At 53.3% G+C, this 25,877-nt stretch carries 23 protein-coding genes, 2 tRNA genes and 1 pseudogene; 7 read left to right on the top strand and 19 right to left on the bottom strand.

From position 1 onward, the window contains the following. Positions 1 to 636, bottom strand: a complete 636-nt coding sequence (locus HV037_RS02855; RefSeq protein WP_103284277.1) for an NAD(P)H-binding protein — start codon at positions 634 to 636, stop codon at positions 1 to 3. Between the two features lie 37 nt (positions 637 to 673). After that, positions 674 to 1,102, bottom strand: coding sequence for a YhbP family protein (locus HV037_RS02850; protein ID WP_103284278.1), 429 nt, complete (start codon positions 1,100 to 1,102; stop codon positions 674 to 676). A gap of 43 nt (positions 1,103 to 1,145) precedes the next feature. Between HV037_RS02850 and HV037_RS02845 the strand changes: the two are divergent. Then, positions 1,146 to 1,455: pseudogene (locus HV037_RS02845) on the top strand (GIY-YIG nuclease family protein). On the opposite strand, the gene HV037_RS02840 reads toward HV037_RS02845, so the two are convergent. Beyond that, on the bottom strand, positions 1,442 to 1,945 hold the full coding sequence (locus HV037_RS02840; RefSeq protein ID WP_016154659.1) for an N-acetyltransferase: 504 nt from the start codon (positions 1,943 to 1,945) through the stop codon (positions 1,442 to 1,444). The pseudogene HV037_RS02845 and the gene HV037_RS02840 sit on opposite strands and share 14 nt — an antisense overlap. Next, positions 1,939 to 2,463: an SCP2 domain-containing protein gene (locus tag HV037_RS02835; RefSeq protein ID WP_016154660.1), complete on the bottom strand. Its 525-nt coding sequence runs from the start codon at positions 2,461 to 2,463 to the stop codon at positions 1,939 to 1,941. Before HV037_RS02835 ends, HV037_RS02840 begins: the two co-directional genes overlap by 7 nt. A gap of 219 nt (positions 2,464 to 2,682) precedes the next feature. On the opposite strand from HV037_RS02835, the gene HV037_RS02830 reads away from it, so the two are divergent. From HV037_RS02830 to HV037_RS02820, 3 genes are all read left to right on the top strand, one after another. After that, positions 2,683 to 3,678, top strand: a complete 996-nt coding sequence (locus HV037_RS02830) for a peptidase U32 family protein (RefSeq protein ID WP_016154661.1) — start codon at positions 2,683 to 2,685, stop codon at positions 3,676 to 3,678. An 8-nt stretch (positions 3,679 to 3,686) separates the two neighbouring features. Next, entirely contained in the window at positions 3,687 to 4,565 is an 879-nt protein-coding gene (locus HV037_RS02825) for a U32 family peptidase (protein WP_049270845.1), read from the top strand. 80 nt (positions 4,566 to 4,645) lie between these two features. Next, on the top strand, positions 4,646 to 5,653 hold the full coding sequence (locus HV037_RS02820; RefSeq protein ID WP_016154663.1) for an LLM class flavin-dependent oxidoreductase: 1,008 nt from the start codon (positions 4,646 to 4,648) through the stop codon (positions 5,651 to 5,653). Between the two features lie 89 nt (positions 5,654 to 5,742). Here the strand turns inward: HV037_RS02820 and mtr are convergent, their stop codons facing one another. From mtr to HV037_RS02760, 12 genes are all read right to left on the bottom strand, one after another. Further along, complete coding sequence (mtr, locus tag HV037_RS02815; protein WP_016154664.1) at positions 5,743 to 6,987, bottom strand: tryptophan permease; 1,245 nt, start codon at positions 6,985 to 6,987, stop codon at positions 5,743 to 5,745. A 153-nt stretch (positions 6,988 to 7,140) separates the two neighbouring features. After that, positions 7,141 to 9,072 (bottom strand): DEAD/DEAH family ATP-dependent RNA helicase, encoded by a 1,932-nt coding sequence (locus HV037_RS02810; RefSeq protein ID WP_016157565.1) that lies wholly within the window; start codon positions 9,070 to 9,072, stop codon positions 7,141 to 7,143. Beyond that, on the bottom strand, positions 9,065 to 9,145 hold the full coding sequence (gene yrbN / locus HV037_RS02805) for a protein YrbN (protein ID WP_010723222.1): 81 nt from the start codon (positions 9,143 to 9,145) through the stop codon (positions 9,065 to 9,067). The genes HV037_RS02810 and yrbN overlap by 8 nt, the downstream gene beginning before the upstream one ends. Positions 9,146 to 9,251: 106 nt before the next feature. Further along, positions 9,252 to 10,136, bottom strand: coding sequence for a lipoprotein NlpI (nlpI, locus tag HV037_RS02800; protein ID WP_003024982.1), 885 nt, complete (start codon positions 10,134 to 10,136; stop codon positions 9,252 to 9,254). A 109-nt stretch (positions 10,137 to 10,245) separates the two neighbouring features. Next, positions 10,246 to 12,378 (bottom strand): polyribonucleotide nucleotidyltransferase, encoded by a 2,133-nt coding sequence (gene pnp / locus HV037_RS02795; protein WP_008785911.1) that lies wholly within the window; start codon positions 12,376 to 12,378, stop codon positions 10,246 to 10,248. A gap of 246 nt (positions 12,379 to 12,624) precedes the next feature. Beyond that, positions 12,625 to 12,894 carry a 30S ribosomal protein S15 gene (gene rpsO, locus HV037_RS02790; protein WP_000059465.1) on the bottom strand — a complete coding sequence of 90 codons (270 nt, stop codon included), beginning with the start codon at positions 12,892 to 12,894 and terminating at the stop codon, positions 12,625 to 12,627. A 272-nt stretch (positions 12,895 to 13,166) separates the two neighbouring features. Further along, positions 13,167 to 14,111 (bottom strand): tRNA pseudouridine(55) synthase TruB, encoded by a 945-nt coding sequence (truB, locus tag HV037_RS02785; protein WP_049270842.1) that lies wholly within the window; start codon positions 14,109 to 14,111, stop codon positions 13,167 to 13,169. Further along, positions 14,111 to 14,515 carry a 30S ribosome-binding factor RbfA gene (gene rbfA, locus HV037_RS02780; RefSeq protein WP_003024988.1) on the bottom strand — a complete coding sequence of 135 codons (405 nt, stop codon included), beginning with the start codon at positions 14,513 to 14,515 and terminating at the stop codon, positions 14,111 to 14,113. The genes truB and rbfA overlap by 1 nt, the downstream gene beginning before the upstream one ends. 220 nt (positions 14,516 to 14,735) lie before the next feature. Continuing rightward, the gene (gene infB, locus HV037_RS02775; protein ID WP_016154667.1) at positions 14,736 to 17,426 is read right to left on the bottom strand and encodes a translation initiation factor IF-2; all 2,691 of its coding nucleotides are present in this window, start codon (positions 17,424 to 17,426) and stop codon (positions 14,736 to 14,738) included. 24 nt (positions 17,427 to 17,450) lie between these two features. Then, a complete protein-coding gene (gene nusA, locus HV037_RS02770) occupies positions 17,451 to 18,938 on the bottom strand; it encodes a transcription termination factor NusA (RefSeq protein WP_103284279.1) in 1,488 nt (495 codons plus the stop codon). Positions 18,939 to 18,966: 28 nt separating this feature from the next. Further along, complete coding sequence (rimP, locus tag HV037_RS02765; protein WP_003024996.1) at positions 18,967 to 19,419, bottom strand: ribosome maturation factor RimP; 453 nt, start codon at positions 19,417 to 19,419, stop codon at positions 18,967 to 18,969. A 207-nt stretch (positions 19,420 to 19,626) separates the two neighbouring features. Next, positions 19,627 to 19,703, bottom strand: a tRNA-Met gene (locus HV037_RS02760). Between the two features lie 334 nt (positions 19,704 to 20,037). Between HV037_RS02760 and argG the strand changes: the two genes are divergently transcribed. After that, on the top strand, positions 20,038 to 21,381 hold the full coding sequence (gene argG, locus HV037_RS02755) for an argininosuccinate synthase (RefSeq protein WP_003024998.1): 1,344 nt from the start codon (positions 20,038 to 20,040) through the stop codon (positions 21,379 to 21,381). A 204-nt stretch (positions 21,382 to 21,585) separates the two neighbouring features. Here argG and HV037_RS02750 read toward each other — a convergent pair. From HV037_RS02750 to HV037_RS02740, 3 genes are all read right to left on the bottom strand, one after another. Then, positions 21,586 to 21,672: transfer RNA gene (locus tag HV037_RS02750), tRNA-Leu, on the bottom strand. 9 nt (positions 21,673 to 21,681) lie between these two features. After that, positions 21,682 to 22,014: a preprotein translocase subunit SecG gene (gene secG / locus HV037_RS02745; RefSeq protein WP_003025000.1), complete on the bottom strand. Its 333-nt coding sequence runs from the start codon at positions 22,012 to 22,014 to the stop codon at positions 21,682 to 21,684. A 167-nt stretch (positions 22,015 to 22,181) separates the two neighbouring features. Next, on the bottom strand, positions 22,182 to 23,075 hold the full coding sequence (locus HV037_RS02740; protein WP_181500175.1) for a LysR family transcriptional regulator: 894 nt from the start codon (positions 23,073 to 23,075) through the stop codon (positions 22,182 to 22,184). Positions 23,076 to 23,223: 148 nt separating this feature from the next. Between HV037_RS02740 and iadA the strand changes: the two genes are divergently transcribed. Both iadA and dcuC read left to right on the top strand, forming a co-directional pair. After that, positions 23,224 to 24,357, top strand: a complete 1,134-nt coding sequence (iadA, locus tag HV037_RS02735; RefSeq protein ID WP_181500174.1) for a beta-aspartyl-peptidase — start codon at positions 23,224 to 23,226, stop codon at positions 24,355 to 24,357. A 10-nt stretch (positions 24,358 to 24,367) separates the two neighbouring features. Continuing rightward, positions 24,368 to 25,834 carry a C4-dicarboxylate transporter DcuC gene (dcuC, locus tag HV037_RS02730; protein WP_016157568.1) on the top strand — a complete coding sequence of 489 codons (1,467 nt, stop codon included), beginning with the start codon at positions 24,368 to 24,370 and terminating at the stop codon, positions 25,832 to 25,834. Positions 25,835 to 25,877 lie beyond the last annotated feature (43 nt).

Genomic DNA, 25,877 nt, shown 5'->3' with positions numbered 1-25,877 from the left:
TTATTTGGCTCTTTCGCGCAGTTCGGAAGAGGTCAGGATCGAAACGCCTTCATGTCCAGGCGCCAGTGCCTCCGCCAGCATAGCCCGGGCTACATCACGCGCCTCAATCGACTTCCAGTTCCCCGGCAGCAGCCGAAATAACGGCGCTAAAAACCTCTCATTCTCCCGCTGTTTATCCCGCTCTCCGAGTAACATTGAAGGCCGAACAATCGTCAGCCGCGGCCAATTTTGCGCGATCAGCGCCTGCTCCATTTCCCCTTTCACCCGGTTATAAAAAAACGGTGAATTGGCATTGGCACCCATCGAACTGACCACCAGCATATGCTGAGCGCCCAACCGACGCCCCGTCAGGGCCGTGTCCACCACCAGCGTATAGTCAGCATGGATAAACGCTTCTTTGCTACCCGCTTCTCGCCGAGTGGTTCCCAGACAACAAAAGACAATATCTACCGGATCGGTGACCTGCGCCAGCGCATCGGTTAGCTGCGGATCATAGGGATTATAGACGCCAGCCGTATCAGCCAGCGGTCGACGCGTCGGCGCCGTGATGGCATTGACCCGGGGTTCATTGAGCAGCATACGCAGCAAATTTCCGCCTACCAGCCCCGTTGCGCCTGTTATTAACACCTGACTCATCGCTAATCTTCCCCTGACTCTTTAATCACTCTATTAACTATAGATCACGTTGCCAGTGCATTTTTTTACCAAAACCCAGCGTGTTGTCCGTGAATTTGACTTCATCCAGTCGAATCTCCCACACGGGCGCAGGCAGCATTCTGGCGACCGCGAAACGGCGGTTGTAGGCGTTACGCGCGGCTTCACTCTCCTGCCCTTCAAGACGCCGGATTTCCCCTTTAAACTGTACGCCACGAATCAGGGCGACCGTTTTGGGCTGACCATTTACCGTTCCGGCTATCGGCGCGCGCGGCCCGGACATCTGCGCATGGCGCGTTTTCTCTTCGGTCAGCACATAGAACACCATCTTCTGCGCATCAAACAGGTAAAACGCATTGGCGCACCATAATTCACCGTCATGATGTACACACCAGGTCACGACGTGCTGCTTTGCCAGCCAGCGGGTCACCGCAGTCAGTGTTTCCATTTCTGTTCTCTTTTATACTGTAGACCTGAAAATTATCACGTCGATGGTGACAATGACACCCTGGTATCTGTACCTGATCCGTACTGCGGACAACGCCTTATACACCGGAATAACCACCGATGTGCAGCGCCGCTATAAGCAGCATCAAAGTGGGAAAGGCGCGAAGGCGCTGCGCGGAAAGGGGGAACTCACGTTGGCATTTGCGGCTCAGGTCGGCGACCGTTCGCTGGCCCTGCGCTTAGAATATCGCGTCAAACAGCTTACAAAGCGGCAGAAAGAGCGCCTTGTTGAAGGCGAAGGGCTTGAGGCACTACTGAGCAGCCTGCAAACCCCCGGCGCTTAAAAACGATTGAAGTAGTCGTGGTATTCCACAAGGCCCGTCACACCCTCCAGCGCATCTTCCGCCAGGCGATGAACCTGGAACGCGCTTTCGGTGCCCGGCCAGCGGCAACGCAGGTCATGATGGGCAGCCAGCTCAAAACCAAAGCGGCTGTACAGCGCCGGATCGCCCAGCGTAACCACCGCGGCGTAACCAAACTCGTTCAGGGAATCGAGTCCTTCATAGACCAGCTGACGCGCCAGACCCTGCCCACGGTAGTTTTCATCCACCGCGAGCGGCGCCATGCCGACCCATTGCAGATCTTCGCCCTGGACATCGACAGGGCTGAACGCGACGTAACCCACTACCTGACCTTCGTCATCGGTAGCAACCAGACCCAGCGTTATGAAACCGTCTTCACGCAGGTCGTGCACTAATTTCGCTTCCGCATCGCTCTCAAATGAACGACGCAGCAATGCATCAATACCTGGGGCATCAATGGGAATTTCAACTCGAATCAGCATGGCTCACCTACCGAAGTCTGTTTGGTTTCTGGCGACGTTTTCATTCCCGCCTCAACAAAATCCGCCAACTGCATCAGCATGACGCGCAACGCTTTAGGCATCTGATCCAGTTCGATGGCGTCCATCAGATTTTTTACATACAGCCCTAATTCTGTATCACCTTCAATCACCAGGCGACGCTGGAAGAACAGTGTATCCGGATCCTGCTTACGCGCCGCGATCATCAGGAGATCGCTGGCATCCGCGCTAAAACTCACATCCGCCTCTGCATTCTGGCTGACGATAAGTTTATCGTTCTCAACAGAGGTATACCATTTAAGGCCAATGTCACGCACATGAATGCTCAGCCAGCGACCGTCGAGAAACTCCAGCTCCCCATCGGCCAGCGCCTGACTAAACTGCCAGCTCAGGACCTGCTCCAGAACCTGGCGCTTCAGCGCAAAGGGCGTCAGTTTAACCGGTACACTCATCAGAGAAGGACCAAAATGTACTAAGCGTGAACGCAGTTTATCCAACACGAGCTTTACTCCCTGTTTCAATTATCCTGCTATTTTGCCATATCAAATAAACGACATAGCGGCATAAATCAACAATTCGCTACGAAATTGTTACCTCTTATTGGTATCACCAATACGACTTTAACTGCCTCAAATCAAAAATTGTCTCAGCAAGGTTAACTAAAATCCCTCTTCGTTAACATTTCTGCGCCCTTTACGGCGCAACGTTCAGGATAAATTATGGAGCTGCTCTGCCCTGCCGGAAACCTCCCGGCGCTTAAGGCGGCCATCGAGAACGGCGCTGATGCGGTCTACATCGGGCTGAAAGATGATACCAACGCCCGTCATTTCGCCGGCCTTAATTTTACCGAGAAAAAATTGCAGGAAGCGGTGAGTTTTGTCCATCAGCACCGCCGTAAGCTGCACATCGCGATTAACACCTTTGCGCATCCGGATGGTTACGCGCGCTGGCAACGTGCCGTAGATATGGCGGCGCAACTGGGTGCGGATGCGCTGATCCTCGCCGACCTCGCCATGCTTGAGTATGCCGCAGAGCGCTACCCGCATATTGAGCGTCATGTCTCTGTTCAGGCATCTGCAACCAATGAAGAGGCGATTAATTTCTATCATCGCAACTTTGATGTCGCCCGCGTGGTACTGCCGCGCGTACTGTCTATTCACCAGGTGAAGCAGCTCGCTCGCGTCACGCCAGTTCCCCTGGAAGTGTTCGCCTTTGGTAGTCTGTGCATTATGGCGGAAGGTCGCTGCTATCTTTCATCCTATCTGACGGGCGAGTCTCCTAATACGGTTGGCGCCTGCTCTCCTGCCCGTTTTGTTCGCTGGCAGCAGACCCAACAAGGGCTGGAATCCCGTCTTAATGAAGTGCTGATCGACCGTTATCAGGACGGAGAAAACGCCGGTTATCCGACGCTGTGTAAAGGCCGCTATCTGGTTGATGGCGAGCGCTATCATGCGCTGGAAGAACCCACCAGCCTGAATACGCTGGAGCTGCTGCCAGAACTGCTGGCGGCCAATATTGCCTCGGTGAAAATCGAAGGGCGTCAGCGTAGCCCGGCCTACGTCAGCCAGGTGGCGAAAGTGTGGCGCCAGGCGATCGACCGCTGTATGGCCGACCCGCAAAACTACGCCCCACAGGCCGCGTGGATGGAAACGCTCGGTTCAATGTCCGAAGGCACGCAGACCACGCTTGGCGCGTATCACCGTAAATGGCAGTGAGAGAAGCAATGAAATATTCCTTAGGGCCGGTGCTGTGGTACTGGCCGAAAGAAACGCTGGAAGATTTTTATCAGCAGGCCGCCACCAGCCAGGCCGACGTTATCTACCTTGGCGAAGCGGTGTGCAGTAAACGCCGTGCCACCAAAGTGGGCGACTGGATCGATATGGCGAAATCGCTCGCTGGCAGCGGTAAACAGGTGGTGCTGTCAACGCTGGCGCTGGTGCAGGCATCCTCTGAACTGGGAGAGCTGAAGCGCTATGTCGAAAACGGCGACTTCCTGCTGGAAGCCAGCGATCTCGGCGTGGTAAACATGTGTGCCGAGCGTAAGCTGCCGTTTGTCGCCGGGCATGCGCTCAACTGCTACAACGCGGTAACCCTGCGTTTGCTGCTCAGGCAGGGCATGGTGCGCTGGTGTATGCCGGTAGAACTGTCCCGTGACTGGCTGGTCAATCTGCTTAACCAGTGTGAAGAGCTGGGTATTCGCAATCAGTTTGAAGTAGAGGTACTGAGCTACGGGCATCTGCCGCTGGCGTACTCTGCCCGCTGCTTTACCGCACGCTCTGAAGACCGTCCAAAAGACGAGTGTGAAACCTGCTGCATCAAATACCCGAATGGACGCGATGTGCTGTCGCAGGAGAATCAGCAGGTCTTTGTCCTCAACGGCATCCAGACCATGAGCGGCTATGTTTACAACCTCGGCAACGAGCTGACGTCCATGCAAGGCCTGGTTGATATTGTGCGTCTGTCCCCTTCAGGCAACGACACGTTCGCCATGCTTGATGCCTTCCGCGCCAATGAAAATGGCACTGCCCCATTGCCGCTTGCTGCCCACAGCGACTGCAACGGCTACTGGAAACGGCTGGCAGGTCTTGAACTACAGCCGTGATTAATAGCTCACTTTGTTAACAACATTCGCTAATCTTTAATGCAGTATTAAAAGATTAACCGGTAACAAAGTGAGCCGTTATGACTGACAAAACTATTCCGTTCTCGGTGCTGGATCTGGCACCGATCCCTGAAGGATCTTCAGCAAAAGAGGCCTTCACACACTCGCTTGATCTCGCTCGACTGGCCGAAAAGCGCGGCTACCACCGCTACTGGCTGGCAGAACATCACAACATGACCGGCATCGCCAGCGCTGCGACCTCTGTGCTGATTGGCTATCTGGCTGCCAATACCACCACGCTGCATCTTGGTTCTGGCGGCGTTATGCTGCCCAACCATTCGCCGCTGGTGATCGCCGAGCAGTTCGGTACCCTGAATACGCTGTATCCGGGGCGAATCGATCTCGGGCTTGGCCGCGCGCCGGGTAGCGACCAGCCGACCATGCGCGCGTTGCGCCGCCATATGAGTGGTGATATCGATAACTTCCCGCGCGACGTAGCTGAACTGGTGGACTGGTTCGACGCCCGCGATCCAAATCCTCATGTACGCCCGGTTCCCGGCTACGGCGAGCAGATCCCGGTCTGGTTATTAGGCTCCAGCCTGTACAGCGCACAGCTGGCAGCCCAGCTCGGCCTGCCATTTGCCTTCGCCTCCCACTTTGCTCCGGATATGTTGCATCAGGCGCTGCATCTGTATCGCACCCAGTTCAAGCCCTCAGCGCGGCTGGCAAAGCCGTATGCGATGGTGTGCATCAACATCATTGCCGCCGACAGCAACCGCGATGCCGAATTTCTTTTCACCTCAATGCAGCAGGCGTTTGTGAAACTGCGTCGTGGCGAAACCGGCCAGCTACCGCCACCGGTAGAGAATATGCATCAGCTGTGGTCCGCTTCCGAGCAGTACGGCGTACAACAGGCTCTGAGCATGTCGCTGGTTGGTGATAAAGCGAAAGTGCGACACGGTCTCGACGCCATTTTGCGTGAAACCCAGGCCGATGAAATTATGGTTAACGGCCAGATTTTTGATCATCAAGCACGTCTACATTCGTTTGACCTGGCGATGCAGGTGAAAGAAGAGTTGGTGGGGTAATCGTTGTTTTGCCCGGTGGCATTTGGCTTACCGGGCCTACGAGATCGTATAGGCCGGATAAGGCGCAACCACCATCCGGCACTAAAAGGTTACTGGTACACAGGCAACAAATTCACGCTCGACAGAATATGGATAACCGCGTTGCCGATACCGAATACCAGGATCAGCGCAATCATCGGCTTGCCGCCCCAGACACGGAATTTCGGGCTGCCAAAACGCTCGCGGGATTTACGGGCCAGCAGCGCCGGAACAATGGCGGCCCAGATGGTCGCGGCAAGCCCTGCATAGCCAATGGCGTACAGGAAACCGTTCGGCCACAGCAGGCCACCGACAATCGGCGGGACAAACGTCAGCAATGCCGTTTTAAAACGTCCCATTGCCGAGTCATCAAAGCCAAACAGATCCGCCAAATAGTCAAACAGACCGAGCGTGACCCCGAGGAATGAACTCGCCACCGCAAAGTTGGAGAACACCACCAGCAGCAGATCCAGACTGCGGCTGTTCAGCACGCCGCTCAGCGCCTGTACCAGCACATCTATGTTACCGCCCTGCTGCGCAATACCGATAAATTCCGGACGCGGGATGTTACCCATCGTCCCCAGCAACCATACGGTATACAGCACCAGCGCCAGCAGCGTGCCGTACACCAGGCACTTAACGATGGTCTTCGGATCTTTGCCGTAATACTTCATCAGGCTCGGGACGTTGCCGTGATAGCCGAATGAGGCCAGGCAGAACGGTAACGTCATCAGCAGGTACGGCGTATACGAAGCGTTGCTCTGCGCCACGTTAAACAGCGTCGTAGGCGTAACATGCCCCAGCAGACTGCCGAAGGTCAGGAAAAAAGTAATCACCTTCGCGCCCAGCACAATCGCCGTCATGCGGCTAACCGCTTTGGTGCTTAACCACACCACGAACGCCACCAGCAGCGCAAAACCAAGACCCGCCGCACGCGCCGGAACGTTCAGCGACATCTCCGAGAAGGTGTGATGCAGGATCGAACCGCTCGCCGAGATATACGCATAGGTAAGGATATAGAGAACGAAAGCAATCGAGATGCCGTTCACAACGTTCCAGCCTTTGCCCAGCAGATCTTTCGTGATGGTGTCAAAGCTGGAACCAATGCGGTAATTGAGGTTAGCTTCAAGGATCATCAGCCCGGAGTGCAGCATGCAAAACCAGGTGAAGATCAGCGCCGCCATTGACCAGAAGAACCACGCCCCGGACATGACCACTGGCAGAGAAAACATCCCTGCGCCAATAATGGTGCCGCCGATGATCACCACGCCGCCAAGCAGCGAAGGTGACGTTTGGGTGGTGGTTAGTGTTGCCATTTAGCCATCTCTCCAGTCATTTATATTGTGACTACATTTCAATGTGCTGCACTGTACCAGTACACGAGTACAAATGAAATAAAAAAAGCCCCGATTGTTGAGATCGGGGCTGTATATTTTACTTTACGGTATTAAACCGTAATTTCGCATGGATTACGCATCACCGCCGAAACGACGACGACCAGCGGAATCATCACGACGCGGAGCAGAAGAATCGTCACGACGCGGACCGCGGTTGCCTTCACGACGTTCGCCGCTGAAACGACGACCTTCGCTACGACCGCCTTCACGACGCTCACCGCTGAAACCACGACCTTCGCCACGACCGCCTTCACGACGCTCACCGCTGAAACGGCCACCGCCACGACGCTCACCACCGGTGTGCGGAACTGCATCGCCAACCAGCTGCATGTTCATCGGCTTGTTCAGGATGCGAGTACGGGTAAAGTGCTGCAGCACGTCGCCCGGCATACCTTTCGGCAGCTCGATGGTTGAGTGGGAAGCAAACAGCTTGATGTTACCGATGTAACGGCTGCTGATATCGCCTTCGTTAGCAATCGCACCAACGATATGACGGACTTCAACACCGTCATCACGGCCCACTTCAATGCGGTACAGCTGCATATCGCCAACGTCACGACGTTCACGACGCGGACGGTCTTCACCACCACGGTCATTACGGTCACCACGCGGGCCACGATCGTTGCGGTCACGCGGACCACGATCGTCACGGTCGCGGAATTCGCGTTTCGGACGCATCGGCGCATCTGGCGGCAGGATCAGCGGACGTTCGCCCTGAGCCATTTTCAGCAGTGCGGCTGCCAGCGTTTCGATATCCAGTTCTTCTTCCGGCTGCATTTTCGCCAGCAGAGCACGGTACTGATCCAGATCGCTGCTTTCCAGCTGCTGCTGTACTTTAGCGGCGAATTTTTCCAGACGGCGTTTGCCCAGCAGGTCTGCGTTCGGCAGTTCTACTTCCGGAATAGTCAGCTTCATGGTGCGTTCGATGTTACGCAGCAGACGACGCTCACGGTTCTCAACGAACAGCAGCGCACGACCCGCACGGCCCGCACGACCGGTACGGCCGATACGGTGAACGTAAGATTCGGAATCCATCGGGATGTCGTAGTTAACAACCAGGCTGATACGCTCAACGTCCAGGCCACGGGCCGCAACGTCGGTAGCAATCAGAATATCCAGACGGCCATCTTTCAGACGCTCCAGAGTCTGCTCACGCAGGGACTGGTTCATGTCGCCGTTCAGTGCAGCGCTGCTATAACCGCTACGCTCCAGCGCTTCAGCCACTTCCAGGGTCGCATTTTTGGTACGAACGAAGATAATCGCCGCATCAAAGTCTTCTGCTTCCAGGAAACGCACCAGCGCTTCATTTTTACGCATGCCCCAGACGGTCCAATAGCTCTGGCTGATGTCAGGACGGGTAGTTACGCTGGACTGAATGCGTACTTCCTGCGGCTCTTTCATAAAGCGGCGGGTAATACGACGAATCGCTTCCGGCATAGTCGCGGAGAACAGAGCGGTCTGATGACCTTCCGGGATCTGCGCCATGATGGTTTCAACGTCTTCGATGAAGCCCATACGCAGCATTTCATCAGCTTCGTCCAGTACCAGACCGCTCAGTTTGGAGAGGTCCAGAGTACCGCGCTTCAGGTGATCCAGCAGACGGCCCGGCGTACCGACAACGATCTGTGGTCCCTGACGCAGGGCACGTAATTGCACGTCATAACGCTGGCCGCCGTACAGGGCAACCACGTTCACGCCGCGCATGTGTTTAGAAAAATCCGTCATGGCTTCTGCAACCTGAACCGCCAGTTCGCGGGTCGGTGCCAGCACCAGAATCTGAGGTGCCTTCAGCTCAGGATCAAGATTGTTGAGCAGCGGTAAAGAGAACGCTGCAGTTTTGCCGCTACCCGTCTGGGCCATACCCAGAACATCGCGGCCGCCCAGCAGATGCGGAATGCACTCTGCCTGGATTGGAGATGGTTTTTCGTAACCCAGATCGGTAAGGGCTTCAAGGATAGGAGCCTTCAGGCCCAGATCTGCAAAAGTGGTTTCGAATTCAGCCATGTAGTACGTGTGCCTCAAAATTAATGGCGGCCAGTCTACATAACTCATCATGAAATTGATCTGCAATTTTCATTGAAAAGTGTGAACCGGCTCAAAGTAGGTGTATTAACGAACAACAACGCCCTCACCCGTGAAGGTGATGGCAATCAAAAAAGATTACGGGCTGATGTGTACGTCAGCTATTGCTGGTCCGATTCTGCCAGGTCATCTTGGTCCTGGCCCAGGAGCGATAATTCCAACAATGCGTATCGGTGCTCAACAAAGTTATGAACGTTGTTAGCCACCGCCAGTTTGAACAATGCCGTAGCGTTGTCCAAATCCCCCAGACTTAGGTAGTACTTACCTAAATAGAAGTTGGTTTCACTGAGATGCTCAGCGAGCGAGGTGTTATCCGTTGCGTCCGCCTTTAGGCGTTCCATCAGCGTTGCTTCGCTAATGTTGCCCAGGTAGAACTCGACAATGTTCCATCCCCATTGCTCTTTATCCGATTTCTCAAAGCGTTGCTTTAACGCTTCTTTAGCCTGCTTCTCATCGAGCTTCTGCTCGGCGAGATAAAGCCACAGACTACGGAAAGGATCATTGGGATCGTCTTGATAAAACGCTAGCAGATCATCTTGCGCTAACTTGTCGCGACCGCCGTAATACAATGCGATACCGCGATTTAAGTGCGCGTAGTTGTAAGTTGGATCAAGCTCAAGTACAGAATCAAACGCTTCATAGGCAGCATCAAAATTGCCTGCCTGCGTTAAATATATACCTAAGTAATTGAATACTTCAGGCATATCTGGTCGGATTGCCAGCGCTTGTGAAAAATCATTTCGCGCCAGTGCCCTCAGACCGAGACTATCATACAACACTCCGCGCTCATATAAAAGCTGTGCGCGTTCGTCATCGGTTAAAGCCCGACTGGCAAGAATTTGTTCCATACGTGCCAGAATCACTTCCTGCTGCAAAGTCGGTTGCAATGGTACTGCGAGGACTTCACTCTTACGCCAGGCGGAATTACTGCATCCAGCCAGCGTGAGTGCTGTCGCAACGAAACACCAGCGCAAAAAAGGCTTCATTTCCCACTCCCGAAGACAACGATTGAATGAACGTCCAGGTTCCCCGGTTGCTAACAAGGCGTCCTGCCGGGTTAAAAGCCCTCCGCTTTCACGGAGGGCAATGGCAACCTTACTCGCCCTGGCTTGCCGGAGCTTCCGGTTCGCCTGCAGGCTGAGACTGCTCAGTTGCTTCTTTAATGCTCAGACGTACACGGCCCTGGCGATCAACTTCCAGAACTTTGACCGGTACTTCCTGGCCCATCTGCAGGTAATCGGTCACTTTCTCAACGCGTTTGTCAGCGATCTGAGAGATGTGTACCAGACCTTCTTTACCGCCACCAATAGCAACGAATGCGCCAAAGTCAACGATACGGGTCACTTTACCATTGTAGATACGCCCTACTTCGATCTCTGCGGTGATCTCTTCGATACGACGGATAGCATATTTCGCTTTCTCGCCGTCGGTCGCAGCAATCTTCACAGTACCATCATCTTCAATTTCAATGGTGGTGCCGGTTTCTTCGGTCAGAGCACGGATAACAGAACCGCCTTTACCGATAACATCTTTGATCTTGTCCGGGCTGATCTTGATGGTGTGGATACGCGGGGCGAACTGAGAAATGTCACCACGCGGTGCGTTGATCGCTTGTTCCATCACACCCAGGATGTGCAGACGCGCACCTTTAGCCTGGTTCAGAGCAACCTGCATGATCTCTTTGGTGATACCTTCAATTTTGATATCCATCTGCAGTGCAGAGATACCGTCGCGGGAACCCGCCACTTTGAAGTCCATATCGCCCAGGTGGTCTTCGTCGCCCAGGATGTCAGACAGAACAACAAAGTTGTCGCCTTCTTTCACCAGACCCATCGCGATACCCGCAACGGCAGCTTTGATCGGCACGCCTGCGTCCATCAGCGCCAGAGAAGCACCACATACGGAAGCCATGGAAGAAGAACCGTTAGATTCGGTGATTTCAGAAACCACACGTACGGTGTACGGGAATTTATCCAGTTCCGGCATCACTGCCAGTACGCCACGCTTCGCCAGACGACCGTGACCAATCTCACGACGCTTCGGAGAACCGACCATACCGGTTTCACCTACGCAGTACGGAGGGAAGTTGTAGTGGAACAGGAAGTTGTCAGTACGCTCGCCCATCAGCTCGTCAAGGTTCTGCGCATCACGAGTGGTGCCCAGGGTCGCAGTAACCAGCGCCTGAGTTTCGCCACGGGTGAACAGTGCGGAACCGTGGGTACGCGGCAGCACGCCAGTACGCACGTCCAGACCACGGATCATATCTTTTTCACGACCATCGATACGCGGCTCGCCTGCCAGTACGCGGCTGCGAACAACATTTTTCTCGATAGCGTGCAGGATTTCACCCAGTTCGTTAGCGTCCAGGGTTTCGTCTTCAGCCACCAGAGTCGCGATGGTTTCAGATTTGATCACGTCAACCTGAGCGTAACGCTCTTGTTTGTCGGTGATACGGTAAGCATCGCTCAGGCGAGCTTCTGCCAGTGCGGCAACGCGTGCGTTCAGCGCTTCGTTGACGGCTTCTGGCTGCCAGTCCCAACGCGGTTTGCCAGCTTCTTTCGCCAGCTCGTTGATAGCCTGAATAACAACCTGCTGCTGTTCGTGGCCGAATACTACAGCGCCCAGCATCTGGTCTTCGCTCAGCAGTTCAGCTTCGGATTCAACCATCAGTACGGCAGCTTCAGTACCAGCAACAACCAGGTCCAGCTTGCTTTCTTTCAGTTCGTCCTGAGTCGGGTTCAGTACGTACTGGTCATTGATGTAACCAACACGTGCAGCACCGATTGGGCCGTTGAACGGGATACCAGACAGAGTCAGCGCAGCAGATGCACCAATCATTGCCACGATATCCGGGTTAACCTGCGGGTTAACGGAAACAACGGTCGCGATAACCTGAACTTCGTTAACGAAGCCTTCCGGGAACAGCGGGCGAACCGGGCGGTCAATCAGACGCGCGATCAGAGTTTCGCCTTCACTCGGACGGCCTTCACGACGGAAGAAGCTACCCGGGATACGGCCAGCAGCGTAGGTACGCTCCTGATAGTTAACGGTCAGTGGGAAAAAGTCCTGGCCTGGTTTCGCTTTTTTCTGGCCAACAACGGTAACGAATACCGCAGTGTCATCCATGCTAACCATAACAGCGGCAGTCGCCTGACGCGCCATCATGCCGGTTTCCAGCGTAACGGTATGCTGACCGTACTGGAATTTACGAACGATCGGATTAAGCAAATTAATATCCTTTCTCTATTTTTTGACGGCACATTTTTGCGCCATCGTTAATACCCGATCTTCTGCGCATCCTCGCGACTAATGACAACCCTAACCCATAAACATGAGTAAAGCCTCTCATTAGCCGCGCGAACCTCTGCAACGGAAGATCATTCATAGCAACAATACATTAGTTTCCAGCGAATTGCTGCCATCTGCTGGAAAAAAGGGGCCATGAAGGCCCCCTCTTTCTGAAACTCGAAAGAATTAGCGACGCAGACCCAGACGCTCGATCAGCGCGGTGTAACGTGCAACATCTTTACGTTTCAGGTAGTCGAGCAGTTTACGACGCTGAGAAACCATGCGCAGCAGACCACGACGGCTGTGGTGATCTTTTTTGTGCTCTGCAAAGTGGCCCTGCAGGTGGTTAATCTGTGCAGTCAACAGAGCAACCTGAACATCGGTAGAACCGGTGTCGTTTGCATCACGACCAAACTCAGAAACGATTTTAGCGGTAGCTTCAGTACTTAGAGACATTTTAAAACTCCAAAGTGTTAAGAATGAAAGGATGCCGATCTCTAATTCAGCTATCCCAGTGTATACACGCCTTCTTCAAACTGACCCTGCGCTGGCTGTGTCCGCTCACCTCGGTCACTTACCTGAGTAAGCTCCTGAGGATCCTCAGACCTGCCGCCTTGATGCAGCTCGAATGATTTTGTGTACACGCCACGCAGATTGTTAAACAATTTACGCGACGTTAAGCGGCAGTATTCTACTCGCAGCGCCCTTTTATCGCAAGACAGAGAGCGCTATGCAGGATACTCAACCACCAGGCGACGAGGGGCGACACGACCTTCATCGTCCATCTCCCCCATGCCGATAAACTTGCCGTCATCGCCTTCCGTCACGCGCACCAGCCCTTCAAGCGGCGCACCTGACGTCCGTACCGGGTTACCATTTTTAAAGTAAACCGACGATGTTAAAGGCAAATTAACAACAGGGTAGTCCGATGCAGGACTGTCCATTGGCATCAGCAAAGGATCAAGCAGCTGCGCCGCCGGAATGTTCTGCTGTTCGGCCTGTTCAACCAGCTCATGCAGATGTTCCAGCGTAACCATACGATCCACCGGATACTTACTGACCGTCAGACGACGCAGATACGTTACGTGCGCGCCGCAGCCCAGCTTCTCACCGAGATCGTCAACGATGGTGCGAATATAAGTGCCTTTGGAGCAGTGAACTTCCAGCTCCAGCTCGTTACCTTCGTGGCGAATAAACAGCAGCTCATAGACGGTAATCGGGCGCGCTTCACGCGGCACTTCAATGCCCTGACGCGCATATTCGTACAGCTTTTTACCCTGGTACTTCAGCGCCGAATACATTGACGGAATCTGCTCGATATCGCCGCGGAAAGACTCCAGCGCGCTGGCAAGCTGCTCTGCGCTGAAGGTTACCGGACGCTCCTGCACGATTTGCCCATCGGCATCGGAGGTGTCGGTACGCTGGCCCAGACGGGCAACCACACGATAGCGTTTGTCAGAATCCAGCAAATACTGGGAAAACTTAGTCGCTTCACCGAGGCAGATAGGCAGCATGCCTGTCGCCAGCGGATCCAGCGCGCCGGTATGTCCCGCGCGGTTGGCATTGTAGATGCGCTTTACTTTTTGCAGTACGTCATTGCTGGACATGCCCTGCGGCTTATCCAGCAGCAGAACACCGTGAATGTCGCGACCACGACGACGAGGACGACTCATCAGTCCTCCTTGCTGTCGTCCGCTGGGTTCACACGACGCTCATCGTCATGTTTCACCACGCTGGTCACCAGGTTGGACATGCGCATCCCTTCAACTAACGAATTGTCGTAGAAGAAGGTCAGCTCAGGCACGATACGCAGACGCATTGCTTTACCCAGCAAAGAGCGGATAAAACCAGAGGCTTCCTGCAGTGCCTTAATGCCGTTTTTCACGGCAGCTTCGTCCTGATCGTTGAGGAAAGTCACGAACACTTTAGCGTATGCCAGGTCTCGGGACATCTCAACACCCGATACGGTGGTCATCATACCAACACGCGGGTCTTTGATTTCGCGTTGCAGGATGAGTGCGATTTCTTTCTGCATCTCCTGCGCGACACGCTGTGGGCGACCAAATTCTTTCGCCATAATAAATTCTCCAGAATAAAGACAAAAAAGGGGCCATAAGCCCCTTTTTAAATTTCTTGCCGGGTGGCGCTTCGCTTCCCCAGCCTACACTTAATCATCTTCTAAGGATTTTGGGTTGCAGCAAGGCGGCAAACTCGTAAATCCCCGGGAGCATAGATAACTATGTGACCGGGGTGATCGAGCGCAGCCAACGCAGTTGCGGCCCAAAAGACGACGAAGATTATGCGATGGTACGTTTGATCTCGATAATCTCGAACACTTCGATCATATCGCCAACGCGAACGTCGTTGTAGTTCTTAACGCCGATACCACATTCCATGCCGTTACGGACTTCGTTGACGTCATCTTTGAAGCGGCGCAGGGATTCCAGCTCGCCTTCATAGATAACCACGTTGTCGCGCAGTACGCGGATTGGGTTGTGACGTTTAATCGTGCCTTCGGTAACCATACAGCCTGCGATAGCGCCGAATTTCGGTGATTTGAACACATCACGAACTTCAGCCAGACCAATGATCTGCTGTTTCAGTTCCGGAGACAGCATGCCGCTCATCGCTGCTTTCACTTCGTCGATCAGATGATAGATGACGGAGTAGTAACGCAGATCCAGGCTTTCTGATTCGATAACTTTACGTGCAGAGGCATCAGCACGGACGTTGAAGCCAACCAGAATCGCGTTGGATGCCGCAGCCAGGGTCGCGTCGGTTTCGGTGATACCACCTACGCCAGAACCGATAATCTTCACTTTTACTTCGTCGGTAGACAGTTTCAGTAAAGAGTCGGAAATCGCTTCTACAGAACCCTGAACATCGGCCTTCAGAACGATGTTCACTTCGTGAACTTCGCCTTCGGTCATGTTAGCGAACATGTTCTCCAGTTTAGATTTCTGCTGACGAGCCAGTTTAACTTCACGGAATTTGCCCTGACGGTACAGTGCAACTTCACGGGCTTTCTTCTCGTCACGAACAACGGTAACTTCGTCACCCGCAGCCGGAACACCGGACAGACCCAGGATTTCCACCGGAATGGATGGACCCGCTTCCAGTACTTCCTGACCCAGTTCGTTACGCATCGCACGAACGCGGCCGTATTCGAAACCACACAGTACGATGTCGCCTTTGTTCAGCGTACCTTCACGTACCAGCACGGTAGCAACCGGACCACGACCTTTATCCAGGAAGGATTCGATAACCGCACCGCTCGCCATACCTTTACGCACAGCTTTCAGTTCCAGTACTTCGGCCTGCAGCAGGATAGCATCCAGCAGTTCGTCGATACCGGTACCCGCTTTCGCAGAAACGTGGACGAACTGGCTCTCGCCGCCCCAATCTTCCGGCATGATGCCGTACTGGGACAGTTCGTTTTTAACGCGATCTGGATCCGCTTCTGGTTTATCGATTTTGTTGACTGCAACCACTACCGGCACACCTGCCGCTTTCGCGTGCTGGATAGCTTCGATAGTCTGCGGCATCACGCCGTCATCTGCTGCAACAACCAGAACAACGATATCCGTTGCCTGAGCACCACGAGCACGCATGGAGGTAAACGCGGCGTGACCCGGGGTATCCAGGAAGGTGATCATACCGTTGTCAGTTTCAACATGGTACGCACCGATGTGCTGAGTAATGCCGCCCGCTTCGCCAGAGGCAACTTTCGTGGAGCGAATGTAGTCCAGCAGAGATGTTTTACCGTGGTCAACGTGACCCATGATGGTCACTACCGGTGCGCGCGGTTCTGCCGCAGCGCCGGTGTCACGGTCGCTCATTACTGCTTCTTCCAGCTCGTTTTCACGACGCAGGATAACTTTGTGGCCCATCTCTTCGGCAACCAGCTGTGCGGTTTCCTGGTCGATGACCTGGTTAATGGTCGCCATTGCGCCCAGCTTCATCATCGCTTTGATGACCTGAGAACCTTTGACTGCCATCTTGTTCGCCAGATCGCCAACGGTGATGGTTTCGCCGATCACAACGTCACGGTTAACGGCCTGAGCCGGCTTCTGGAAGCCCTGCTGCAGAGCGGAACCTTTACGCTGCTTACCGCCTTTACCGCCGCGAACCGCTGCACGCGCTTCTTCACGGTCAGCTTTAGATTCAGCGTGTTTGTTACCTTTCTTCGCCGGACGCGCTGCTTTCGTGCTGCGAGTACGACCACGGCCGCCTTCTACTTCACGATCGTTCTCGTCTTCTGCCTGGCGAGCATGCTGAGAGGTGGTGACGTGATAATCGCTGGTATCTTCAACAGGTTCAGCGTTATTCACACCATTCTTCTCGTTTTCTTCCGCCATACGGCGAGCTTCTTCCGCTACACGGCGCGCTTCTTCTTCAAGCTTGCGACGTGCTTCTTCTTCCGCTTTACGCTTCAGTTCTGCGGCTTCATTTTCACGGCGGGCTTTTTCGGCCTGGGCGGTTTTAGTCATATCGTCGGTCTGTTGATTGCTCACTTTGTCTTTTTCCGCAGCTTCACGTTTCGCTTTATCAGCGGCTTCACGCTTAGCTTGTTCTGCGGCCTCACGTTCGGCTTTTTGTTGCGCCTCGCGTTTGGCAGCTTCTTCTGCCTCACGACGGGCTTGCTCTTCCGCTTCACGCTGCGCCTGCTCTTCCGCGGCAAGGCGTTCAGCCTCTTGCGGATCGCGTTTCACAAAGGTGCGTGTCTTGCGGACTTCGATTTGTACCGATTTGCTTTTTCCACCGGTACCTGGAATATTGAGAGTACTGCGCGTTTTACGCTGCAATGTCAACTTATCGGGCGCTGAGCCGTTTTCACGGTTCAGATGCGCCAGTAAGGTTTGTTTCTCTTGTGCGGACACAGAGTCGTCAGCAGACTTCGGGATACCTGCATCAGCAAATTGCTGTACCAGGCGATCCACGGAGGTCTGTATCTCTGCAGCCAGCGTTTTTACGGTTACATCTGTCATACTGTTCCTTCCTGCTACAGTTTATTACGCTTCGTCGCCGAACCAGCAAATATTACGGGCAGCCATAATCAGCTCACCGGCTTTTTCGTCGGTCAACCCTTCGATATCAGCCAGATCATCAATGCCCTGTTCAGCGAGATCTTCCAGCGTACAAACACCACGGGCAGCCAGTTTGAAAGCCATCTCACGCTCCAATCCTTCCAGATTCAGCAGATCGTCAGCCGGTTTGTTATCACCGAGACTTTCTTCCTGGGCCAGTGCCAGAGTGGTCAGTGCGTTTTTAGCACGCTCGCGCAGCGCTTCAACGGTCTGTTCATCCAGGCCGTCAATTTCCAGCAGCTCTTTCATTGGCACGTAGGCCAGTTCTTCCAGCGTCGCAAAACCTTCTTCTACCAGAACCGTCGCGAAATCTTCATCGATATCGAGATATTTGGTGAAGGTATCAATGGCTGCATGTGCTTCAGCCTGATGCTTCGCCTGCAGGTCATCAACGGTCATCACGTTGAGTTCCCAACCGCTCAGTTGTGAAGCCAGGCGGACGTTCTGACCATTACGTCCAATCGCCTGAGCCAGGTTACCGGCTTCAACCGCGATATCCATGGTGTGTTTGTCTTCATCCACCACGATAGAAGCGACGTCTGCTGGCGCCATTGCGTTAATCACGAACTGCGCCGGGTTATCATCCCACAGGACGATATCGATACGCTCGCCGCCCAGTTCAGTAGAAACCGCCTGAACGCGCGCACCGCGCATACCCACACAGGCGCCGACCGGATCAATACGCTTGTCGTTGGTCTTAACGGCGATTTTCGCACGTGAACCCGGATCGCGAGCAGCCGCTTTAATTTCGATCACTTCTTCGCCAATTTCCGGCACTTCAATGCGGAACAGCTCTATCAGCATTTCCGGTTTGGAACGGGTTACGAACAGCTGCGCACCGCGCGCTTCCGGGCGTACAGAGTAAAGAACGCCACGAATACGGTCACCTGGGCGGAAGTTTTCACGCGGCAGCATGTCTTCACGCAGGATCACGGCTTCAGCATTGCTGCCCAGATCCAGAGAAATGTTGTCGCGGTTAACTTTCTTCACCACACCGGTGACGATTTCGCCTTCGTGTTCGCGGAACTGATCGACAACCATTGCGCGTTCGGCTTCACGTACTTTCTGTACGATAACCTGTTTCGCGGTCTGGGTGGTGATACGGTCAAAGGTGACAGATTCAATCTGATCTTCAACATATTCGCCCACGTTCAGGCTTTCGTCTTCGAAGCGTGCCGCTTCCAGCGTAATTTCTTTGGTCGGCTGAGTAACTTCTTCTACGATTACCCAACGACGGAAGGTATCGAAATCACCGCTTTTACGATCGATTTCTACGCGAACGTCGATCTCTTGCTCATATTTTTTCTTTGTTGCTGTAGCCAGCGCACTTTCCAGCGCTTCAAAAATTTTCTCGCGTGGCAGCGCTTTTTCGTTGGATACGGCTTCAACAACAGCCAAAATTTCTTTGTTCATCGCGGGCTTTTCACCTCAATCCAGACTGTTAAAAGTGGGGAACCAGGTTCGCCTTCTGGATATTACTCAGCGCGAACACTTCATCTTTACCTTCGACTGTGACCGTGATCATCTCACCATCCACCGCTTTGATAACGCCCTGCCATTTACGACGGTTTTGTACCGCCATACGAAGAACCAGCGTCACTTCTTCACCCAGGAAACGCACGTAGTGTTCAGCTGTGAACAGAGGACGGTCGAGACCCGGAGAGGAGACTTCCAGGTTGTAGGCAACGGTGATTGGGTCTTCGACATCCATCACGGCGCTTACCTGATGGCTCACATCAGCACAATCATCAACATTGATGCCATCTTCACTATCAATATAGATGCGCAGTGTGGATGTGCGACCACGAATAAATTCGATGCCGACCAACTCGTAGCCCAGGGCTTCAACTGGCGCTGTAATCATCTCTGTTAATTTTTGCTCTAATGTGGACAAGCCCACCCCCAAGACATAAAAAAAGGGCCTAAAGCCCAGTTATTCTGTAGTCAGATAACAAAAAACCCCGATAAATCGGGGCTTTATATAACTGAACCCTATAACCGCACCTGCGGTTCGGAAAACCTTCCGAAAGAATTTTTTTCAAATCCAGCTACGAAGGCCTAAGTCTTCACAGTATATTTGAAAAAGAACTCTAAGGGAAAGTGGTTGCGGGGGCCGGATTTGAACCGACGACCTTCGGGTTATGAGCCCGACGAGCTACCAGGCTGCTCCACCCCGCGCCTGAAACGTGGCAAATTTTACTCGTTTTGGGTAAAAAATGCAAATACTGCTGGGATTTGGTACCGAGGACGGGACGTAAAATCTGCGCACAGTATATTGATTCACTATGTGGTATGTCAACCTTGTTACGACTATGCAAATCAATGAATGCTGCCCAGCGAATATTCGACCAGATAAATGTGTCACCCGCGCCGTTATTTAACGAAATTATCACTAAACTCTTCCTGTCATCCAGAAAAGATGATTAAATGAAAACTCACTTATTTTGCATAAAAATGCAATTAGTATAATAAGCCGACCTCTTCACCAGTCTATCAAGCAGGGTTTTATTTTATGACGACGATTCTCAAGCATCTCCCGGTAGGTCAACGTATTGGTATCGCTTTTTCCGGCGGCCTGGACACCAGTGCAGCACTGCTGTGGATGCGACAAAAAGGGGCTGTCCCATATGCATATACTGCGAATTTGGGCCAGCCGGATGAGGATGACTATGACGCCATTCCTCGCCGTGCAATGGAATATGGTGCTGAGAATGCTCGCCTGGTAGATTGCCGTAAGCAGCTGGTTGCCGAAGGGATTGCTGCGATTCAGTGCGGTGCATTCCACAACACCACCGGCGGACTGACCTATTTCAATACCACTCCGCTGGGCCGTGCTGTCACCGGCACCATGCTGGTTGCGGCCATGAAAGAAGATGGCGTAAATATCTGGGGTGACGGTAGCACCTATAAAGGTAACGATATTGAACGTTTCTATCGTTACGGTCTGCTGACCAACGCCGAACTGCAGATTTACAAACCATGGCTGGATACCGATTTTATCGATGAACTCGGCGGTCGCCATGAGATGTCCGAATTTATGATTGCCTGTGGTTTCGACTACAAGATGTCCGTTGAGAAAGCGTACTCCACGGACTCCAATATGCTCGGGGCGACCCACGAAGCAAAAGACCTCGAATTTCTGAACTCCAGCGTCAAAATCGTCAACCCGATTATGGGCGTGAAATTCTGGGATGAGAGCGTGAAGATCCCGGCAGAAGAAGTCACCGTGCGTTTTGAGCAGGGTCATCCGGTTGCGCTGAACGGTAAAACCTTCAGCGACGACGTTGAGATGATGCTGGAAGCCAACCGCATCGGCGGTCGTCACGGTCTGGGTATGAGCGATCAGATTGAAAACCGTATCATTGAAGCGAAAAGCCGGGGCATCTACGAAGCTCCGGGGATGGCATTGCTGCACATCGCCTATGAGCGTCTGCTGACCGGGATTCACAACGAAGACACCATCGAGCAGTATCACGCGCACGGTCGCCAGCTTGGTCGTCTGTTGTATCAGGGCCGCTGGTTTGACTCTCAGGCGCTGATGCTGCGTGACGGTCTGCAGCGTTGGGTTGCCAGCCAGATTACGGGTGAAGTGACGCTGGAACTGCGTCGCGGTAATGATTACTCAATCCTCAACACCGTGTCTGACAATCTGACTTACAAACCAGAACGTCTGACGATGGAAAAAGGCGACTCAGTATTCTCTCCGGATGATCGTATCGGTCAGTTGACCATGCGTAATCTGGATATCACTGATACCCGCGAGAAGCTGTTCGGTTATGCGCAGTCTGGCCTGCTGACCGCCTCTTCCACAACCGGCCTGCCGCAGGTTGAGAATCTGGAAAACAAGGCAAAGTAAATATTCATCATCTTCAGGCCGCGAAAGCGGCCTTTTTTATGCGCAGAAAATAGGGATGTTCTGTGACCCTGAGGCCTGATAAGCCAGGCATCATCAGGTATTGTAATAGTCGGATGGCGTCCTAAATGTCTTATCCGACCTACAGAACTACCACAAATGACAGACGAAAAAAAAGACGCTTTGCAGCGTCTTTTTTTTGGAATTTGGTACCGAGGATGGGACTCGAACCCACAAGCCCGTTAGGGCACTACCACCTCAAGGTAGCGTGTCTACCAATTCCACCACCTCGGTACAGAATACTTAGCGTGGGATATCGCTGGTCGGCTGAGCCGGAGCAGCTGGCTGAGTTTGCTCGGTTTTCGCCGGTGCACTCAGATTTTCCCACTCACTTCCTTTATTGGTCTTATTGCTGTTCATGTTACCCAGCACCAGACTGATGATGAAGAACAAGGTTCCCAATACAGCTGTCATGCGGGTCATGAAGTTACCAGAACCACTTGAACCAAACAGAGTACCAGAAGCGCCTGCGCCAAAAGAGGCTCCCATATCAGCGCCTTTGCCTTGCTGCAGCATGATCAAGCCTACCAGGCCAATTGCCACAATAAGGAAAACTACTAAAAGAGCTTCGTGCATAATCAACCTGTTCCTTGCGGAGTTGCCGCGTACAATGCTTCGACCATTAAAGCGGGAATGTTTACTGTTTCCCACTGAAGCGGGTGTGAATACTAACCAAAGCGAATAACCTTCGCAAGGGCAATTTGTTGGCATTGTATCAACTGCGGAAAAAATCGCCATATCAATCAAAAACGCAGCAACTTCTCCCAGCATCTCTGCATGACGGCGCGTTGATCGTCAAGATTCGCCCATACCACAACGGGGATTTCACAAATCAGGTCAGCGTTTTCTGGCCAGCAGTGAATAATTTGCTGGTTCACCAACTCTTCCGCCACCATCGATTCGGGTAACCATGCCATTCCCATATGCCGCAGCACCATTTCTCGTATCGTTTCGCTTAAACCACTCTCAAACACTTTTTTCAGACGTGGGCGGACGCGTTGTTCAGCTGGCTCAATAATGCGTCTGACAAAGGTGTAGTCGCTATAGCATAGCCATGGGATCGGCACATGCGGATCGTTAAGCGCATTAGCCAACTGCGCAGAAATAACCGGTATAAATCGCTCATACCGCCATAGTGAACGTTTTAACCCTCCGGCAATCTCCAGCCCCGGCTGCGAAGACGGTAAATCGTAGGTCACCAGAAGATCGATTTGCCGATCTATCAAGGCGTTAAAGTGGTTGTCTATCCCCTGAATACTGGCATTAATCGTAAAATTTAACTGCGGTTCGCTCTGCCGCAGATAGTTGATCATATCCGGCAGGATATTCACCGACAGCGTATGCAGGCTAACCATCACCAGCGTATTGTCCGTTGCTGGCGTCATCGCCGATAGCTCGTGGCGCGCCTCTGTTAGTGTACTGAGGACGTGCCGGGCATAGGGTTCAAAGCGTTCACCATAGCGTGTCAGCGTAACGGGGGTCGTGGTCCGGTCAAACAACGGCACCCCTAACACCTCTTCCAGCGCCTTTATACGCCGACTGAGTGCGGGTTGAGTAATATGCCGCTGCGCCGCGGCCTGAGAGTAGTTTCCATGCTGACTCAATGCCAGAAAATCTTCCAGCCACTTACAATCCACGTTGAACTCTCCACCATGCCATAACCGCATCCTCCAATACCAAATCGGTAATAGTCATAGTTATAGTAATGGCTTTATGGTGGGCATCATAACAACAATATTCCTTTTCACCTGCCGACTCTCACCCACGACGTTTGACAGGACCGATATGTTTACTTTATTGACCAATGCCCGTGTTTTTTCTCCCGAGGATTTAGGCCTCTGCTCCCTGCTCATTCATGCCGACCGAATTGTGGCGGTAGAAAAAGATATTTCCCTGTTTGATGGCGTCGACGAGGTCGTCGATTGTCATGGCAAATGGGTTATCCCAGGCATAATCGATCAGCATGTCCATCTTACCGGTGGCGGTGGCGAGGCTGGATTTGCCAGCCGAACGCCAGCCGTCAAGCTACGCGATCTGATTCAGGCAGGTATTACCACGGTTGTCGGCGTGTTAGGTACCGATGCCATTTCTCGTTCGCCCAAAGACCTCTACGCCAAAATGCAGTCTCTCAACCTTGAGGGATTACGCGCATTTATGCATACGGGAGCCTACGCGGTACCCAGCCCAACCATTACGCGATCCATCCGCGATGACATGACCTTTATTCCAGCGATACTTGGCGTCAAAATCGCCCTCGCCGATCACCGTGGTTCTTACCCCTCTTTCCAGGAATTGCTGAGAATAGTAAGCGATATCCGCGTGGCTTCCCTGCTGGCAGGCAAAAAAGGGTTACTGCATGTACATCTGGGGAATCTGCCGGAAGGGATGTCACAGCTTATTGAGCTGTGTGATGCAGGCATTCCGATTCACCACATTTCACCGACCCATGTTGCGAGAACAGCGCCCTTGTTCGAACAGGCGATTGCGTTCGCTCATCGTGGCGGCCATATCGACGTTACGTCTGGCGGTAGTCGCTTTATGCCTCAGGAGCAGGCAATCCTCCACTCTCTGGAAGCCCAGGTTCCAGCCGATCGCATCACGATCAGCTCTGATGGTAATGGCAGCGTTCCGCGCTTTAACGCCCAGGGTATTGTGGAAGGCTTAAGCGCGGCACCGGTCGCAGGTAACCTTAATCTTCTTCCTCGCTTGATTGATGTAGGGATCCCTGTGCCACAAGCGATCGCGATGTTGACGGCAAACGTTGCGCGCTCGTTGGGTATTTCCGGCGGCGTGCTCTGCGCCGGGGAACGTGCTGATATCTGTGTACTCAATGATGACCTCTCGCTGGCCCATCTGTTCGCTGCGGGTAAGCCGTTGCTGCGGGATGGCGAGTGCCTGGTTACTGGCAACTTCGAGTAAGGGGGCAAGAATGTCATTATTACTGGCGCTAATTGCCATCATTTTTGCCGGACGTCTGATCCTCAAAAAATATCACCCCCAGTCAGTGTTGCTGTTGACCGGGATTGTGCTGCTGCTTATCGCGCATTTTAGCGGGATGACCACGCTCAGTGACCTGGTGAAAAAAAGCACCGGATTCGGCCCCTTTGATGCCTTCGAGTTTATTCGCGATACCCTGAGCGTGCGCCTCGGCGGCCTTGGGCTGCAAATTATGCTGATTGGTGGTTTCGCTACATATATGTCGGCCATTGGCGCAAGCCAGGTGCTGGTTCGGGTGACATCTCGCCCTTTGCAACGCCTGAACTCACCGTATCTGCTGTTGGGGCTGGCGCTGTTGCTGGGTCAATTCCTGTCGCTGTTTATCAGCAGCGCCACCGGGCTGGGTCTGCTGTTGATGGCGACGCTCTACCCGCTGCTGACCCGTCTTGGCTGTAGCCGCGCTGCCGTTGCCGCCGTTATCGCCAGTACCTGTGCGGTTGAATTTGGTCCAGGTTCCGGCAACTCGGTTCTCGCCGCCAAAACCGCAGGCATCGAGGTGGTGAACTATTTCGTGCAGGATCAGTTGCCGATCGTCGTCCCCGTTATTCTGTTCATCGCCCTGTTACATATTGTTGTGCAACGCTTTTTCGACCATCGGGAAAGCAGTGACGGTGTGGCTCAGCAGATGCAGACATTAACGTCGACCGATGAAACTGAAGCACCGATCGCCTGGCTTTTTCTGCCCATGCTACCTCTGGTGTTGATGCTGGTGTGCAGTGATTTAGTATTCAGTTCGCTCAAAATTACGCTGGATACCGCCGTACTGATAAGCCTCGCCATTACCCTGGTTTGTGAGTATTGCCGTCATCGTAAGGCGCGCGAGGTGATGGCAGGCGTACAAAAAGTCTTTGACAGCATGGGCAGCGTTTTTGCCACCGTCGTCACGCTGATTATCGCCGGTGAAGTCTTTTCAGCCGGACTGAAAGCTATTGGCGCCGTCGATGCGCTGCTGTCGCTTTCCGGTGAATTTGGCCTCAGCGCCGCCTCTATTATCCTGCTGATGACCCTGATCACCTTTGCAATTTCAGCGCTAATGGGCTCAGGAAATGCCGCGTTTTTCTCCTTCGCCCCAATGGTACCGGACATCAGCCGTCATATCGGTAGCGACATCGCAGTCATGATGTTGCCTATCCAGATATCGGCGGGTATTGGTCGTACGTTATCCCCCATTGCCGGCGTCATCATTGCTATCGCGGGAATTGCAGGCGTCTCACCTGTGGATATTGTTAAGCGCACCGCGATTCCGATGCTGGGCGGTTGGTTACTGATGATTGCGCTGACCTTTGCCCGGTCAGGGCATTTGCTGGCGGTTCTGCCGTGGCTGGCAGTCCTTGTAATATTAATGATCGGTGGTTACTTCTGGCAGCGCCGACATAAACAGTCGCTTCCCGTACAGTAAAAAAAAACCGGAGTCCCAGACTCCGGTTTTCACTGTCTTTAGT

The sequence above is a fragment of the Citrobacter sp. RHBSTW-00017 genome, from assembly GCF_013797615.1.
GTDB lineage: Bacteria > Pseudomonadota > Gammaproteobacteria > Enterobacterales > Enterobacteriaceae > Citrobacter > Citrobacter braakii.
This window is presented reverse-complemented; position numbering and strand designations above follow the sequence as displayed.